Genomic DNA, 16,273 nt, shown 5'->3' on the forward strand with positions numbered 1-16,273 from the left:
TGCTAATGATATTTCTTTGTCCGTATACATACCTAGAGTTTCTTAAGAAATAGAGATGCATAAGACAGTGGCTTTACAACTGTAAAGAATTGTATTTCCTAAAGAATATTTTACAATTGTAAAGTCAGGAGTTTAATTATGTGGACTCATTAATAGTCGTTGATGAACAATCAAATACAAAAAATATATTGTCAAACAACAAAAGATAAAAACATGAAAATAAAAGAGAACGGCTTGTGTTGCTGCAACAGATAACAAAAAATCTAAGAACTATATTTTATTTTAATTAGGCCAAAAACATTAGTGTTATAATTGCTTATTAAAATCTTTTATAATTGATTAGACAATGACTATTTAATGCATATTAAACATAAAGTTTCTTGTACTTTTGCGCTGCTTGCGTTTGGTCTCTGTAGTATATCGATGGTTAGCTTTTATCAAACGTCTTATGCAACTATTTGTTTCGATTGTCCTGAGGCAGACTTAATTTTGGATGACGCAAAGAAAGCTATAGATAACGGCGACTATGAAGGTGCAAAGAATCACATCGATCATGCAAAACAGTTAATTGGGAATTCTACGTCAACTAACCAAACCGGTAACCAAACAAACTAGCCATACTTCTTGAGACGATTAGTTATAGAAGTATTAGTCTTTATTACTATATTTTTTAAGTGTGTTTTCCTTTGATGAAAGATATCTGGTAGACGAGTTACTATGGAAAGGTGAAGAGGTTATCAATACATGTTCTCAAGGAGGTCGACAAAAAATTTTTTTAGATAGAGATCATCTTTGAATTCGAATACTTTTCTGTTTACTCTCTCACATTCATTCGGATACTTGAGATTCCATTCAACCTTGAACCGTATCCCCACCCGGTAAAAAGAGGTGATACCACATGTTATATTACTGTTATAGAAAGTGAAATAATTGATCTAAAGTTTTAGATCAATGTGGTAGTTATGGGGCCCGCCAAAGTTTCTCTTACTCCTAGCGGCATTTCGGAGCCTTTACAGCTACAAGATTGATTTGTTGGAATTGGTAGAGGAACAAAATAATCTAATTCTAGAACCCCTTGAATTCTGCACGGATACGGGTTTCATCTCTTCAAGTCTTGAGATAAAAGAAATGGAATAAAGTCTATTTTATTCTACGAGAATGCCTGCCTCTATCAGACAATCAACTAGGGCTTTAGCTTGAGCCTCGCTCAAAAATGCACCTTCGATTAACGCCAATTCAAAGTTTGCCGCGTTTGAATTCTGGATCAATGGACATAGTTCTGCATATGAATTTGGCTGACCGGGTATAATACTAAAGAGATCTGTTTCCTGTTCTGGAGTAAGATTTGCATTTTCAAAGCATTGAACGCAAGTAAGTGGGGGATTGGATCCATTGGGCTGGTTTGCATTTCCACTAGAACTTATATTGGTATCATCGCTCTCGGTTACAATATTACTGTTTGTGTTATCAGTAATAGTCTTGCTATTATCAATAGTCTGTTGGTTATTACATTCAATAGCGACACAATTATTGCTTAATCCAAACTCTGAAAGTCCTTCAAAACCTGTTAAATCATTAATGTCTAAAGCATTTGATTGGGGTAGAGATTGGATAATCATACCAATTGTCAAAACGGATATCAATGCCATGGCAAATGCTATTCTGCTTTGATCACGAAACAAATTCCCAAAGTAATTAGTGATTGACGACATATCAAAATATTATTATAGTTCTATATCTGAGCTATTGAACAAAAGTACGTTTTCTAATTCTAAGCTGATCATATAGAAGATATCTCTTACACGTGAAATATGTGATTAAAATATGAAGTTCAATTCTTATGCTAGGGGTAAGGTAGATCAGATGAGAAAGATTTTAAAGGCAGGATTCAAAACCGATCTATCATTTGGTAATGTCGAGATCTCCCTTCCGGTTAATGGATGAAATTTATGCTTAGAATGTAAAATAGTTTAAGATCAAATTCTATGATCAAGAAAATGCTATATAGTGCATAGACTATTGGAAATTAGAAAAAGCGGTATCAAATAATAATTTAATTTAGAAACTATAGTAGATTCAGTTCAACCTTAAACCGTATCTCTATACGTCTAAACTAAATGATCTTTTAAAAGATAATTGTGATAGATCTTGCCGAGATTATTACCATTTTCCAAATATCGATGTCAAATTTGCTATGGATTGTATCCGAATCCTTTCTCTTTTATTAAGATGATAAGCAACTATACTTTTGATCCCTTTATAATTTTTATATCTTTAAGTTAATGAATCCTAATGAGTAATACAAGTACTAACTCCTCCTCTAAAGAAAAAATTCCCCATAATCATATAGAGATTTTCCTTTACCGTGCCCCAATGAAAAACCATGATGCAATGATGGAAGTTAACAGACAATCTAGAGATTTCTTTATGAAACACGGTGCCTCTAACTTCGAGGTGTTTTCTCTTGAAAATAGAGAGAACATAATGGAATTTGTAAATCTGTCAAAAACCATTTCTGCATCTGAGGATGAAGAGGTCTGGCTTGAGATCCAATCCTATAGAGATGAAGAACATGTAAAAGAATTTTCAAAGAGCATGGCGACCGATACAAGTATGGAACCACTTTATAAAGAATTCATGCAACTGATTACTCCAGGTTCAGTAGTGTCATTCGGTGGTTTTAATAAATTAGTACAAGTATCTTTTAATTCGTGACCATAACATAATGATCAAATCAGTGACCTTTGAACAAATTGTCAAGTTTGATGATATTCATTTTTTATTGAAATTTTGATTTAATTAATTCTACGATTAAAGTAATCCTGTATAATACAGCGATACTAAATAAGGTAGTACAATGAGCTATAAGGTTAGTCTATTAGTTACTGTTCTTTAACTTTACCTTTAATTCCAATGTTATACAAATTACAATCACTTTACCGATTCGTATCATTGATACGATGACCACAGATAAATCCACTTACCTACTTTTATAAAATAAAATAAAAGCATAACTATTTCTTTAATATTAGGACAAGGATTATTTTTCTCTCGTTTTAATCCTTCAAGGGCAAAGATAGCTGGTTTGGTAACTATATTATCATTCAAGGATCTTGGACTTATTCATGATACTCGTCTCAAATGAAATCTATTTTCTATTCAACATTTGCTTATGTTCCTATGGATGAAGACAGTGATTAGGAATCTAAATAATATGAGTATCTAAACACAAACAAAGTATTTTATTATTTCGAAGATTCTCCAAATGGAGAAGGTCCCTGTGATGTTTCTGGTGTTAAGATGCCGTCATTAGAAGGACGGGGTTTAGATTCCCCCGGAACTTCAGTACAATAGGGATCTTCATCTATTCTTCCATCAAGATTATCGTCTTTTTCGTTTCTACAAATTTCATCATTGGATATTGGAATAGGCAAATCACAGTATTTGACAACGCATTCTTCCTTATCTTCTTCGTCTTGGCCGGCTCTCTCTTCGTTTGGTCCTGGTACAAGGACAGGATCGGGAAGGGAAACATCAATTGGCCCGTTATTGCGTCCGGTGTAGAGGGTATCAGGTTTCTTTTGAGTAACCATATTTGTAGGTAAGGCTTCCTGAGTCATCCCTGTTTCGGTATTTGTGGAGGTTGATGAGGATTTAGCATCAGAAGATGGCGATGATGCGATGTCGTTCAGAGTGTTAGGTGAGCCAGAAGAAGATGATGATGACGAGGCGGGTGAAGACAAAGCCGAAGACGGTGGTAGTTGTTGTAGTTGTTGTTCTTCTACAAAACCACTATTTTCTGAAATAGATGGGGTTTCGCGACCAAAAGGACCGGGATTGTACGTTTCCACACCCGCAGTTATAGAATCGCAGGCATCTCCCAACCCATCTCCATCACTATCTTTTTGATCCGGATTAAATTTAATTTCGCAATTGTCTTTTGTGTCTACTACGCCATCATTATCAGTATCGATAAAGTCCGGGTCACAGGCATCTCCCAACCCATCTCCATCACTATCTTTTTGATCAGAATTGGCCACGGCAAAGCAATTATCTATAGACTCTGGTACGTTGTCATTGTCACCATCAACTTGATCCGGGTCACAGGCATCTCCCAACCCATCTCCATCACTATCTTTTTGATCCGGATTTGTAAAGTGACAGTTATCTTCTGTATCGACAATTCCATCAGAATCTCGATCATGAGCGACTATGATATCATCTGAAACCGGTGGCTGTGTTACAACTGCAGTGGAGTCATCTTCATTGGACTCTAAGATGCCATCTTCGTTCCCTGGAGATTGTCTTAGATTAAGGTTAGTTTTTAAGTCTGTAGAAGATTGCGGGGATAAAGACTCTTGAAAATTAGACTGCTGATCATCTTCTTGTTGATCTTCATCTCTTTCTTCACCTTCAGTGTCCATATTTACTTGATCTTCTCCATCTACATCATCTGAAGTTGCCAATACAAACTTTGTAGATAGAGTGTTGGGTTCAATCGGAAGTATAGTAACTGGTAAAGTCAAAATTAACAATACTAATAATGGAACAAGTACCATAAAATCGAGATTGCATGTACTTTCTCTTACCATTTAAATATACTCCTGATGAACATTAGATTAGGGATATGATACTATTTATTAAACTTTAAAGAATTACAATACAAAACAATAAATTTTCACCAAAAATCCAAAATCTTAATTGTTTATTTTAAATATTTTAACGGTTTTATATTATCCTCGCATAATGGCAAGGTATGTTTTCGCAACTCATTGTTTCTTATTTTCCTATCTTATATCAAATAACTTGATTGGTCTGTTATTTTGAATTAATACATATACTCTCTACCACTGGTAACTCAATCCACGAGCACCCAAACTTGATGTTCTGTTGTGTGTCAATGATATGATGAAACACCAAGATTTGAATCTTCATTCTAAGTTAGCGTAGAATTGGTTAGAAATTAATTGGAATTTAGGTTTCCAGTTAATCATCAAAATTATTTGATTAAAGGAAACTAATATTGCTTTAATAATTAAAAAATTTAAAAAAATATATTGTCAGGCCAATTGTGTTTGATCTGATATTACAATCTCCTTTACAATATCAAAACTCTTTCCAGAATTGATGTCATGAATGGTATAATTTATGAAATAATTTCCTGGGGGAAAAGGAGTAGTTTGAGTTATTGTAAATGGAATAAATACCTCTTTGTTTTGATGATGAGTGATTATTTCACTAACCGGAAGTCCTAGTTGTTCGGTCAATACATTTCCTTCAATATCGGATATCGCAAAATCCGCAGAGAATTCTATGGTATACAATGTTTTGTTGCCCTCATCAGATACAGTGCCGTATTCAAAACCAGTGGGCTCGATATATAATATCAAGTCCTCACCTGGTCTAAAGGAATTAGATATTTTTTTATCATATACTCCAAACCCAAGGGGATCAGAGGAAACAAAAGTATCATATGCAGATCTAAAAGTTTGTGATGCATTTCCAGTTGAATTATCTGAAATTTCAGAATGTTGTCGCTGTATAGTGGTATTATCTTTTGGGATAGATGGAATTTCATCAAATAGCATGGTCCGATTTTCCGTTGGAATAATAGGAAGTTCCGACTCTATGTTTTCTATCGATTTCTTTTCTAACGCCTGTGTAACGGCTGTTGAGTTTATATCTAAAGAGTTGATGATATATTCTCCTACGGGCAAAAATGGTTCGTATATATTACTTGAAGTTACAAACACAGCATCAGTTTGGATGCCACCTGGGGTAAGAGATACTACATTTAATACATTTCTTCTTTGTTCGCCTTGTAATTGTTGACTTGATAAGAAGGAACAAGCAGGTTCATCATTTAAGGTATAGGTACCACACTCAATTGGCTTTGTTAGGTTGAAATCATCAAACTGCTGGTAGTATTCTATATAGGATTCTAAAGCAGCACTTGCGTTTGAATAGAGACGGTTCGCTAATCAAAAGCTCAATCCAAGCAAATGAATTCCCTTTATCATTATAGCGCAACATGTAATCTATTGGGGCTAATTTTTCGGCGTCAGAGACTTCACTTATATTCCAATTCGATGGTATTTGAATGGTGAATGAACCATCCTCTTCCTCAATAGTATTCCATGTCACTTGAGCGTAAGACTGATTAAAAAATGAAACCCAAACTATAGATAGTGCCAAAGTTAAAAAAATGTATTCAAATTTCATGACAGTATTTTAGATTCTGTGTATTTAAGTATTAATCCAATATACAACTAATTTATTTCATGATATCTTTGAAAGTTTGAAAATTCCGCCATTTTTAATATTTTAAAACAATACATGCTCGTATGATAATTTCAATTGAATGATTCCATATGGGCCACTTTCTGACCTTGAATAACAAAATATGAATCCTCTCTAACTAATAGTCTTTTATACTTTTTTCTATATCTATAACTAGTAGATTGGACATACAGAGATTTGCATGTTATTATAAATAACCTGCAATTCAGGTTGATAAATTAGCCCCTTACGGAGATAACCGTTTAGAATTTAATAATGTTACCCGTAATAGTACTGAATATACAAAACATTGGTCCTAAATGATCAATCAAATAATAAGCACAATCATGATAATTCTATTATACTTTTTGTTTTGAAATTATATGTTACACAACCTACCTCTAGGAACTTGGATAACAACCTGACTTGCAAATGGATATCCAAATTTCCAAAAATGTTAATAGCTAAACGAACAAAAGATAAATAAACAAACAATGAGAATTGGACTTAATTTTGATGGAATCAAGGTTTCTGACTATCAAAATCGTTCAAAACCTCTGCAACCGCCGCAAGAGTACGTACAAGATTCATTCAATATTTTTATGAGTCATGGTATTGATATGGTAAGAATACCTGTTTATTGGGAATCTTATGAAAAAGATCCGGCTGGTTTTATTGAGGAATTAAATCTTATCTCAAATGAAGCTGATAAGAACAATATTTCATGTATATATGATAATCATCAATGGGAATGTTCTTCGCTTCTTGGATACGGAATAGGCTTTCCGAATTCTATTGTATCTCCTATATTTCAAGACATTTCACTCAATCGTGATCCTTACAAACATCCTTCGAAAAAAGAGGTAGAAAAATTTTGGAATCATTGGTGGGATAGAACAATAAAGTCAACTGACGGGGAGGATGGATGGACCAAGCAGTTTGAATTCATTCAAAAAGTAATACAGACTGTGGATAATAAGAAATCCACTGCCGCATTTGAGCTTTTAAACGAACCCCAGGTATTTAGGCATGGTGATTTCAAGAAGGTTTCAAAATATCATGACAATTTGCTAAGTAAGGTTATAGATATTACTGACAAGCCTTTAATATTTTGTTATAGTTATGCTGGTCGTTTACTTGCACTTAACTTTCCTTGGATACAAGCCAAGATCAAACCATTATTGCCTGTAAAAAATACGATAATCTTTGATATTCATCCCTATCCTCCCTACTTCATAGCAATATTATATTTTAGATTGGTCTCAAAGCTAATGAAAATTGATACAGTTCTGGCTGGCGAGTATAATTCTGGTACAGGCAAAGGAGTAAAAATTAGCTCAAGTCAACATGCAAGATATTTAAGAACTTTCAGAAAGTTCTTACCTTTTGGTGTGATGTTTTGGCAATGGTCATATATTAAAGACAATGATCACCCTGCATTCAATTTGGCAAAAAACGTTGATGGGGTAATAGCACCTAATGATAACTTTGAGAGTTTTGTCAAAGCCATAAAAAATTCCTGAAAGAAACTTAACCTTTAACTAATTGGTACAAGGCCCTTCTTTTAAGGGTAAGGGATCCTTGTAGACTATTGGCAAACTTTTTTCGATTTTGCCTAAAGCAAAAGATAAGTATATCTTTATCCAGTAAAATTCATTGAGCCTTACAGAAAAATGCGATATTTATGCTGCTGTACATGATGCAGGAATAAATAGAGTGGTCAAGCATCTAATGCAACAGCGCCCATCTCTTTTTAATTATGGTACTTCTTTTTTGGCCTCAAATCCAAATCTACTATGCGAAAAGATTACAGTCGTCCCAGAAGTAAATAGACAACAAAATCCCCTCCTTACAATACTTGACCCCCTTCCTGTCATTGGGTTCCCATTAGGTCAGTCTAGTTCAAGTAATTTAGCCATTAATTTTGCAATTCAGCTTTCTAAAGCTGAGATTGATTTTCATCAAGGTAATATTTTTCCATTGCCTCCAGAACTTGATCCATTGGCTAGTCAGAGGTTAGCTGTTCACTTCAAGGTTTGTGCTGGTTTGGATTGCATCAATGACTTGCCTGTACTTAATAGGAGACCGCCAAACTCACTTGTGCCTAATAGGCTACCACCAAATATTAGACCATCTACCTCTAAACTGGAATGCTTTTGTCTTGACCTGTATGCTACAGGGGGCAGTAAAGTATCTGGAATGCCTGCAAGTCAAAAAATAGAGATTAAAATTGATGGCATCGAGATAGTTGATTTAAAACCTGAAGGTCTGGAAAATGCCATAGAATGTTATGCAAAGTCAGTACTTAATCATGGAATATTTCCTCATGTAGCAGAGATTGTCTCTAACCTGACATTCGGTGTAATCGACATTCCTCCGTCTACTGGGAATCTGCAGGTGTCAGGAAACTTGCGACTTTCAGGAGCAACGACCGTTCCTAATAATCCGGCTATTGAAGATGATCAGTTAAAGACCTTTATCAACCTCGATGATTTAAACTTGAACGTCATATTCTCACCGGGTAGTGGCGGCGGTAGTGGCGGCGGTAGTGGCGGCGGTAGTGGCGGCGGTAGTGGCGGCGGTAGTGGCAGTGGAACTATAATAAGAACCACCAAGTCAAGATCAAGAACCGGTGCTTTCGATTTAACAGTCGCTATATCAGAAACCACATTCAAAAAAATATATGGTGCACTTCTTGAAGGTTTTAAATTTACAGCATCACGTCCAACAGGTGGATCAGGTATCTTCTCAGTTGGCTATACAGTTTCTGCACATTTGGATAATGGTATTGTAGATTTGCGTGATAATGGTTCTATTCTGATAAGTGAATTAGACCTAAAATGGGATAAATTACAACTTAGTTTAGCAATAGATATTCCTACTCAAACAATTGGTGGATTTTGCCTTGTACCCAATCCTTTTGGCGGATGCTTGATCCGTGCTCCATCAATTGACATTTTTGAAGCAAAACCTGATATTTCTTTACCCATAGATCTCGGCGGACTAATAACGTCTGAAATCACTCTTAGTGCCATTCCCAAAATCTTTTATGGAGTTGGCTCAGGCGTTTCAAACAGATGGCAATTTACTCTAGTTCCCACACTACCAATCGACTTGGATATAATTGACATCGCAGATTCGATTGGAGACTTATTCCACAATCTAATTGTAAATGCAATAGTTAGTCTTCTTAGCTCTTTGGGACTTCCCGATTGGGCAATATCCTTTATAGATTCAGTACTTGGTGGGATAGAAGGAATAATTAGAAACATTTTGGATATTGATGACGACCTGGGCGAGTTTGTCATGAGTCTAATTAGCAATGCTGACATATTTCAGGACTTGATAGATCGATTGGCCCAGTTCATTGCTCTAACGATTTTGGAACTTAAAGATCCGTTGGAAGTTCTTGAAGGAGATTCTGCTATTCCATTGATTCCAGTAAAGTTGCCTATTGAATTTCTGGATGTTCGTATTAACAACAATGGTAATGAGTTGATACTCGAAGGAGATATAGGTAATTAGAAATGAACTTCAAGATAAACCGATTTTTATTTAGCCAAACCAATATCGATAGCGGATCTCTTACTACACATTCAACAATAGTATGTAGATTTACAGATCTTAAAGAGTACCATGGTATTGTCATGAAAGGATCGAGTATAGTTGGTAGATTTAAACTAAAGATAGTTGAGGATAGACTTTTAAATAAATCTCCATCGTTAGCTAAAATAAATTCCGGAGATTCTTTTCAAAATGTTGATATTAATAAAGAGACTAATGATGTTACTTCAAATCAGATAAACATTGATTTGAGTGCTCTTGCAGATTCCTATACAATAAAAAAAGGAGGTTATGTTGTTTTCTATGTCTCTGTAGGTGCTGGAGGTTATTCAATTGAACTTTATCAAACCGATAACGGATCACAAGCAAAAACATTTGATAGCAAAGAATTAAAGAATGATGTGATTTTTTCATCGATGATAATTAGACCTGGTACATACCTGATAACAAATACTGTAAATAACACCAAGGCAGAACTAGTTGTAAACTATCCGGAACTTGAAAAGATGAGGAAAATTCTTACACCATTTAATATAGAATGCAATAACAAAGAAATCATTCCAAATAAGATTAATATCAATCCTTCACAAGGATTGATATTCAAAATTAATACTCCATCACGGATAAAAATTGAATTAACAAGAGCTGAGGATAGGCCGCTAAAATTACACAGAGAACAATTTTTTGTAAGAAAAAAAGGATCTGAGAATTTGCTCAAAAGATTTAGAATGATGCCCCGTGACCGTAAACCTTGAGGCAAAGAATGCCTAAACTTTTATTTTCCCCCCGTGGTAAATATGATTATGATTGCATCAACAATAGTCATATCAAATCCAAAATGTTAAGAACAACAACAACATCAACAACTGCAATCCTAATTAGATCAAAAAATCCAAATCCTTTATCTTGAGGACAACACGAGTCAGTCATCATATTAGATATATCCAACTCCTCACTTAGGTTCATGCTTCAGTTTTCATTTTCAGTTACTACGGTATTTAAGAAATATTATGATCCTATAGGTCATTCCACATTTTCGTCATGAGCCTTTGCAACAAGACAAACAATAAAGAATAAAGTCATCGATTTGTTTTAAGTAATATTTGGCAAATGAGATTCCCTTCAACCTCAAATTCTATTCTCACGCTCTTAAACTAAATGCTCCTTACTCTATTGGTATTGCCGTATAAATAAGAAGTGAATTTCTCTCAAGGAACTCTCCCAAAATAATAGATTGGGTATTAATAATAAAAACAATAATTAGTACCTGGTACAAGTGCATAAACTGGCCAGTACAAAAAAAAGGACAAAGGAATATGTATTAGGGACCTGGGTTAATTCAAAAAAATTGATAATTTCATATTCAATTATCAATAGCAATTATATTCTGATAAATTAGAAAATTTATGGATACAGGATATAAAGATTGTTAAACTAACAATTACAATGTCAGAAGAACCACTCAATAGAAAAGATGATCTTCAAGATGATGTTAGTGATGCCGCTAATGATACAGAAAGCACGTTAGACGAAGCAGGAGACAAAATTAAAGCAGGTGCGAAGGCCATGGCAAACAAGATAAAGGACCCAGATAAAGATACGGGTACAGAATACAACAAAGAAAAATTTAAAGAAGAAGTAAAAGATTACTAAATTCTAAAACATATTTTTTTGTTTCTTCTAATTGAAATATGCAAAGGCTAATACTACCTAGCAATGTTTTTTGTTGTGTTTAATCAAGTTATTCACTAACCTACTGTCCACATCGGTCATGATATTCATTTATTAGATTCTATTCGATCTTGAATTCTATTTCTATATACCCAAATGGTTGATACTATGTTTAGGAGTGATATTATAACAACGGGAATTGAAACCTCCTCCATGCACTCGCCTGGATCTAATTAGTCTGTCGTGTGTATTGACGACATCTCCCGGGTAATACATACAGGCATATGTGCGAGATAATCAGAAATTGACTGGAATTTGATTCTCCCTTACACTTGGCAGTGGGATATTCATAACCTGATTTATTGACTTTTTCTTACTAGTATCTTTTCTTGGAAGCCATGATTTGAATAGTCTTTAATGAATCGCTTTTACTCAATGAATTTCTTTTTCTTAGTCTTGAATGACAACAATAACATTTGATTTCGGTTGTGTTAAAGGCTATTTGGCAAACACTGCATTTAGAGTTTAGTTTCATGAATGTAGATGCATTGATGGATCTTTCCTCAGAACACTTGCCTTTGCACACATGATCTAAACAAGTCCAAAATCTTTATACTTTTCCACATTCTTTATATATTCTATTAAAATGATTATGTTAGATTACTGTATAGCTCAAGCACCCATTTTCCTTAATCAATGAGAAGTAACACGATAGCATTTTGTACTGTTGTCTTCTTACTTTGCAATTTAATTCTAAAACTGCTAGAATATTAGAGTATTGCAACTAGTTAGAAAATGCCATATATTTTTTCTATCTTAGCAGATATATGAATAATAAAGCAAAAAATATTCACAACAAAAACAAAAACAAACTCTTTGTCGCATCAATCGCAATAGTGGTCGCTTTGGCATTAATTACCAGCCCGATAATGGCTATGGATGATGCATTTGCAACCAAGAAGAAAAAAAATGGTAACGTAGCTCAACAAGCAATAGAGCAATCGCAATCATCAGTACAGAATGCCTTGTGTGTATCTGGAAGTGGAACATTTGTGTCATGTAATAACCTTAGCTTCCAAAATCAAAAGAATACTGGTAACAACGCATTAGCACAACAAGGTGGAAATGGAAAAGGAAGCGGCAACTCTGCAGAACAAAGCATCAGCCAATCACAATCCTCTAACCAAAACAGCCAGGTAGTATCTGGTGGAGACACAATCGGCTCTGGCAACAACATCAACGTCCAGAATCAAGAAAACTGCTGGTAACAACGCATTAGCACAACAAGGTGGAAATGGAAAAGGTGGCAACTCTGCAGAACAAAGCATCAGCCAATCACAATCCTGCTAACCAAAACAGCCAGGTAGTATCTGGCGGAGACACAATCGGCTCTGGCAACAACGTAAACGTTCAAAGCCAAACAAACAGTGGTAGCAACGCAGCCGCCCAAAGTTAAGTCCAAAACCCTTTCTTTTTTTGATTTTTCAGTATGTTTATGATTTACAAAGATATTATTATTACTTTTAGTATGCTTTTAACACCAAGTATATAATCTCTCAATATGGAACAAAATTTTAAGCAAAGATATTACTTCCAGTAACTGTTTAAGATATAATATATTTGTATATCAGATAAACTAAAAATTACTTGTCAAGCTTATATTTAGTTGAACCCGGATCACAAGATCTTGACACTCTCATGGAACTTGTAAAATCTTATTATAAATATGATGGACATGATTTTGATGCTGGTCTAGTAAGGGAGTCTCTGGAAGATTTGATTAAGAAGTCCCTGCTAGGAAGGGTTTGGTTTTGATCTAATTGATGCGAATCATGCCAAAAACAAAAATATCGGGTATATCATACTAACTTTTGGATAATTTTTAGAATTTCACAGTCGAGATGCGTTTATTGATGAGTTCTTTATTGTTGAAACAATGAGAGGGAAAGGGCTTGGTAAGAAAGCCATCGAATTAGTCCTGCAGAATACAAAACCATTTAAGATCAAGGCGATTCATTTGGAGGTAGTTACTGCAAACCTTGATACATATGAATTCTATAGTAAGATCGGATTCATTGACAGGTCGCACCATCTATTAACAAAAAAAATCTAGTTGCAACTCTTTTCTACAGTATCAATTATGGAGGCAACTTGCATTTAGCAGTTCAAGTAAGCAATAAAAATATAATCTTTAAAATAGGAAAACTTCTAATTTTCATTTTGATTTCATTCATGAGCTCTCCAACATGGTCGAAAACGTCACTAATTTCCCGAGCTCAAACTACTTAATACTTGATATAGGAATGATATAATAATTAACTTAAATCAAAACGTCTTTAAGTTGATCACGTATTATTAAATCTATTTCCTCTTGAATCATATTTCCATGGACTTATCTAGCCTTAGAGAAAATATTTGAAATAAACAGTGTCGAATTTTTTAAATCCACTAACCACTGATATAACAAATCTATATGGTTTGTAATATCAGGGTATTTACATTTGGGATACTAATAATTTATACATACAATATACTTTCGATGGCCCTGTTAACTTAACGTAATTTTTCAAATGTTTTCCAATATTTCATATGGATTAGGATGAATAATATCAGAACATTATGTCTCAAATCGTGCATAAACTCCAAACAAACTTGTCGAAAGTGAGTAGTTTGGTCCAATGACAATTCAAATACCCTAATTCAAACGCTTAAGTTAACAGAGCCCTTTCGATCCCTTGTATACTTATAAAGATCCAAATGTCTCATTACTCATGATTAATTCTAACTTTCAACAACGTTTTCTTGAGTCGGTGAAATTAAGTAAGAATGAGATAAGCAAGCAGGATCATTAGAAGACTGGAGGAGATAGAATAGATGAACTGCGATAATCAAAATGCTAAAAGAACGTTAAAACTACAGGTCCAAATGTCGATAGATGGCTGTATTGCTGGACCCCACAATGAAATGGAGTGGTTAGTCTGGAATTGGGATGAAAAACTCAAAGAATATGTAAATAGGTTACATCAGTCTGTTGATACCATTCTACTGGGAAGAAAAATGACTAGTGAATTCATTTCCTATTGGTCTAATGTGCTAAATAATCCTCAAGACCCTGAATATATTATTGCTAAAAAAATGCTGGAAACACCAAAAATTGTCTTTACAAAGACACTAAACAAATCAGAGTGGCCAAACACCAAAATAGCAACAGGTGATCTCAAAGAGGAAATTACTAAGTTAAAGAACCAACAAGAAGGAGGCGATATCATAGTTTATGGTGGTGCCTCATTTGATTCTTCATTGATCAGAGAAAATTTGATCGATGAATACTGTTTGTTTGTAAATCCTGTGGCAATTGGGAATGGAAAGACCATTTTTAAGGACCTAAAAGAGATTCGTAAACTGTCTCTTATTGAATCGATACCATTTGACTCTGGAATAGTTTTGCTTCACTATCAAGTAAAGAGAAAATGAAAACACAATTATTCTATACAATTTCGTAAATCTTTTTATCATTTTTTCTATTAATGATATGATCTAGCAAATGTCTTCTAAATTATTCATAGGCTGTTCGGGTTGGAATTATGGTGATTCATCTGAAAAAGGCGGATGGCGAAATGTATTCTATCCTGATAATAAAACACGAAAACTAACCTACTATTCACAATTCTTTAACACAGTTGAGATGGATGCTACATTCTATAATAGATTCTATCAGCATATGACTCAGGGTTTGTTTGTGGGAATTGCAAGGACAACCCCTCCAGACTTTAAGATTTCAGTTAAAGTTCCAGAAATAATAACTCACGACAAAAGATTAGATATAAATAAAGATGTAATGGTCGATTTAATGACATTTCTTGACAAAATATCTCCCCTAAAAAATTCCAATAAACTAGGAGCAATAATTATACAATTACCTCCAAGTTTTACAATAACTGAATCTAAAAAACTCGAAGAATTTCTTAATGTATTAATGAATAATACCAATGTACAGAGTAATAATAATTTTGCAATCGAATTTAGACATACATCATGGAATACGGAAGGTGTACTAGAATTACTACAGCATTATGACATTGCTTCTGTTCTAACTGATTCTCCTGAGAGAGAACACTTGGAGTTTCTATCTAATGAAAATAATATAACTTCTAGATCAACTAGCGTAGTCCGACTCCACGGTAGAAATACAACTCAAGGCCACTATTGGTATAATTATTTATACTCTCAAAGGGAACTAGAGCCTTGGGTTGAAAAAATTGGAAGAATAAATCAAAAAACCGATACTATTTTCGTATATTTTAATAATCATTATGGTGGTAAAGCACTAGTAAACGCCTTACAATTTAAAGAAATGATAAATCATAAACCTCTACCTGATAATGAAAAAAAGGTGTTAGAATACGCCAAAAAGTATTTGTCAAATAATCTATTATGACCGCTATTTGTTAATCACACCTATACACTCTTTTCTTCTCTTCTCTGTGCCGCCATCTCATTCCTAAGGGTACCAAGACAACTGCATCCGTAATTAAATCAATGCTGAAATTTTGTATTTAGTAATAATCAATAGCAAATCCACAATATTTATTGCTGTCTAATCGACTATGTACCAAATTACCATAATAAAGACTTTATTCAAGCTTAAGCGATGTTCCTACATGCTCATATTCGATGATGTTGTGTATAGTACGTAATAATTTTGTACTCTCCTGGTTTTGACTTTATCCCGATGTCTTGATCATTTTGACACTAGATC

General features: G+C 34.2%; 16 protein-coding genes and 1 pseudogene. 12 read left to right on the forward strand and 5 right to left on the reverse strand.

What is annotated here, in order from left to right; genetic code table 11:
- Window positions 1–357 precede the first annotated feature (357 nt).
- Entirely contained in the window at window positions 358–615 is a 258-nt protein-coding gene (locus tag ACMT7R_RS00510) for a hypothetical protein (protein ID WP_415309483.1), read from the forward strand.
- A gap of 530 nt (window positions 616–1,145) precedes the next feature.
- Here the strand turns inward: ACMT7R_RS00510 and ACMT7R_RS00515 are convergent.
- A complete protein-coding gene (locus tag ACMT7R_RS00515; RefSeq protein WP_415309484.1) occupies window positions 1,146–1,712 on the reverse strand; it encodes a hypothetical protein in 567 nt (188 codons plus the stop codon).
- Between the two features lie 580 nt (window positions 1,713–2,292).
- On the opposite strand from ACMT7R_RS00515, the gene ACMT7R_RS00520 reads away from it, so the two are divergent.
- Window positions 2,293–2,715, forward strand: coding sequence for a DUF1428 family protein (locus tag ACMT7R_RS00520; protein ID WP_415309485.1), 423 nt, complete (start codon window positions 2,293–2,295; stop codon window positions 2,713–2,715).
- 530 nt (window positions 2,716–3,245) lie between these two features.
- On the opposite strand, the gene ACMT7R_RS00525 is transcribed toward ACMT7R_RS00520, so the two are convergent.
- From ACMT7R_RS00525 to ACMT7R_RS00535, 3 genes are all read right to left on the reverse strand, one after another.
- Window positions 3,246–4,592: a thrombospondin type 3 repeat-containing protein gene (locus ACMT7R_RS00525; RefSeq protein WP_415309486.1), complete on the reverse strand. Its 1,347-nt coding sequence runs from the start codon at window positions 4,590–4,592 to the stop codon at window positions 3,246–3,248.
- 468 nt (window positions 4,593–5,060) lie between these two features.
- A complete protein-coding gene (locus ACMT7R_RS00530) occupies window positions 5,061–5,753 on the reverse strand; it encodes a hypothetical protein (protein ID WP_415309487.1) in 693 nt (230 codons plus the stop codon).
- A 157-nt stretch (window positions 5,754–5,910) separates the two neighbouring features.
- Window positions 5,911–6,222, reverse strand: coding sequence for a hypothetical protein (locus ACMT7R_RS00535; protein WP_415309488.1), 312 nt, complete (start codon window positions 6,220–6,222; stop codon window positions 5,911–5,913).
- Window positions 6,223–6,773: 551 nt separating this feature from the next.
- Here ACMT7R_RS00535 and ACMT7R_RS00540 point away from each other — a divergent pair.
- The 3 genes from ACMT7R_RS00540 to ACMT7R_RS00550 all read left to right on the forward strand — a co-directional run bounded on the left by ACMT7R_RS00540 (window position 6,774) and on the right by ACMT7R_RS00550 (window position 10,598).
- A complete protein-coding gene (locus ACMT7R_RS00540) occupies window positions 6,774–7,802 on the forward strand; it encodes a cellulase family glycosylhydrolase (protein WP_415309489.1) in 1,029 nt (342 codons plus the stop codon).
- A 133-nt stretch (window positions 7,803–7,935) separates the two neighbouring features.
- Window positions 7,936–9,804 carry a hypothetical protein gene (locus tag ACMT7R_RS00545; RefSeq protein WP_415309490.1) on the forward strand — a complete coding sequence of 623 codons (1,869 nt, stop codon included), beginning with the start codon at window positions 7,936–7,938 and terminating at the stop codon, window positions 9,802–9,804.
- A 2-nt stretch (window positions 9,805–9,806) separates the two neighbouring features.
- Complete coding sequence (locus ACMT7R_RS00550; RefSeq protein ID WP_415309491.1) at window positions 9,807–10,598, forward strand: hypothetical protein; 792 nt, start codon at window positions 9,807–9,809, stop codon at window positions 10,596–10,598.
- 67 nt (window positions 10,599–10,665) lie between these two features.
- Here the strand turns inward: ACMT7R_RS00550 and ACMT7R_RS00555 are convergent, their stop codons facing one another.
- Complete coding sequence (locus tag ACMT7R_RS00555) at window positions 10,666–10,809, reverse strand: hypothetical protein (protein ID WP_415309492.1); 144 nt, start codon at window positions 10,807–10,809, stop codon at window positions 10,666–10,668.
- A gap of 480 nt (window positions 10,810–11,289) precedes the next feature.
- Here ACMT7R_RS00555 and ACMT7R_RS00560 point away from each other — a divergent pair, with 480 nt between their 5' ends.
- The 7 genes and pseudogenes from ACMT7R_RS00560 to ACMT7R_RS00590 all read left to right on the forward strand — a co-directional run bounded on the left by ACMT7R_RS00560 (window position 11,290) and on the right by ACMT7R_RS00590 (window position 15,952).
- Complete coding sequence (locus ACMT7R_RS00560) at window positions 11,290–11,496, forward strand: hypothetical protein (RefSeq protein ID WP_415309493.1); 207 nt, start codon at window positions 11,290–11,292, stop codon at window positions 11,494–11,496.
- 845 nt (window positions 11,497–12,341) lie between these two features.
- The gene (locus ACMT7R_RS00565) at window positions 12,342–12,782 is read left to right on the forward strand and encodes a hypothetical protein (protein ID WP_415309494.1); all 441 of its coding nucleotides are present in this window, start codon (window positions 12,342–12,344) and stop codon (window positions 12,780–12,782) included.
- Window positions 12,783–12,817: 35 nt separating this feature from the next.
- Window positions 12,818–12,970: a hypothetical protein gene (locus ACMT7R_RS00570; RefSeq protein ID WP_415309495.1), complete on the forward strand. Its 153-nt coding sequence runs from the start codon at window positions 12,818–12,820 to the stop codon at window positions 12,968–12,970.
- Window positions 12,971–13,161: 191 nt separating this feature from the next.
- Window positions 13,162–13,329, forward strand: a complete 168-nt coding sequence (locus tag ACMT7R_RS00575) for a hypothetical protein (RefSeq protein ID WP_415309496.1) — start codon at window positions 13,162–13,164, stop codon at window positions 13,327–13,329.
- A gap of 91 nt (window positions 13,330–13,420) precedes the next feature.
- Window positions 13,421–13,627, forward strand: a pseudogene (locus ACMT7R_RS00580) (GNAT family N-acetyltransferase); the annotation flags it as partial.
- A 761-nt stretch (window positions 13,628–14,388) separates the two neighbouring features.
- Window positions 14,389–14,988, forward strand: a complete 600-nt coding sequence (locus tag ACMT7R_RS00585; protein ID WP_415309497.1) for a dihydrofolate reductase family protein — start codon at window positions 14,389–14,391, stop codon at window positions 14,986–14,988.
- 70 nt (window positions 14,989–15,058) lie between these two features.
- Window positions 15,059–15,952: a DUF72 domain-containing protein gene (locus ACMT7R_RS00590; protein ID WP_415309498.1), complete on the forward strand. Its 894-nt coding sequence runs from the start codon at window positions 15,059–15,061 to the stop codon at window positions 15,950–15,952.
- Window positions 15,953–16,273: the final 321 nt, after the last annotated feature.

Origin of the sequence: Candidatus Nitrosocosmicus sp. FF01, assembly GCF_047711275.1 — an archaeon.
In the GTDB taxonomy this organism is placed as follows: Archaea; Thermoproteota; Nitrososphaeria; order Nitrososphaerales; family Nitrososphaeraceae; genus Nitrosocosmicus.

What these genes read in the sequence shown, in the direction of transcription:
- ACMT7R_RS00510 (WP_415309483.1), top strand. Translation starts at nt 358, where the DNA reads ATGCATATTAAACATAAAGTTTCTTGTACTTTTGCGCTGCTTGCGTTT.
- ACMT7R_RS00515 (WP_415309484.1), bottom strand. Translation starts at nt 1,712, where the DNA reads ATGTCGTCAATCACTAATTACTTTGGGAATTTGTTTCGTGATCAAAGC.
- ACMT7R_RS00520 (WP_415309485.1), top strand. Translation starts at nt 2,293, where the DNA reads ATGAGTAATACAAGTACTAACTCCTCCTCTAAAGAAAAAATTCCCCAT.
- ACMT7R_RS00525 (WP_415309486.1), bottom strand. Translation starts at nt 4,592, where the DNA reads ATGGTAAGAGAAAGTACATGCAATCTCGATTTTATGGTACTTGTTCCA.
- ACMT7R_RS00535 (WP_415309488.1), bottom strand. Translation starts at nt 6,222, where the DNA reads ATGAAATTTGAATACATTTTTTTAACTTTGGCACTATCTATAGTTTGG.
- ACMT7R_RS00540 (WP_415309489.1), top strand. Translation starts at nt 6,774, where the DNA reads ATGAGAATTGGACTTAATTTTGATGGAATCAAGGTTTCTGACTATCAA.
- ACMT7R_RS00550 (WP_415309491.1), top strand. Translation starts at nt 9,807, where the DNA reads ATGAACTTCAAGATAAACCGATTTTTATTTAGCCAAACCAATATCGAT.
- ACMT7R_RS00555 (WP_415309492.1), bottom strand. Translation starts at nt 10,809, where the DNA reads ATGAACCTAAGTGAGGAGTTGGATATATCTAATATGATGACTGACTCG.
- ACMT7R_RS00560 (WP_415309493.1), top strand. Translation starts at nt 11,290, where the DNA reads ATGTCAGAAGAACCACTCAATAGAAAAGATGATCTTCAAGATGATGTT.
- ACMT7R_RS00565 (WP_415309494.1), top strand. Translation starts at nt 12,342, where the DNA reads ATGAATAATAAAGCAAAAAATATTCACAACAAAAACAAAAACAAACTC.
- ACMT7R_RS00585 (WP_415309497.1), top strand. Translation starts at nt 14,389, where the DNA reads ATGAACTGCGATAATCAAAATGCTAAAAGAACGTTAAAACTACAGGTC.
- ACMT7R_RS00590 (WP_415309498.1), top strand. Translation starts at nt 15,059, where the DNA reads ATGTCTTCTAAATTATTCATAGGCTGTTCGGGTTGGAATTATGGTGAT.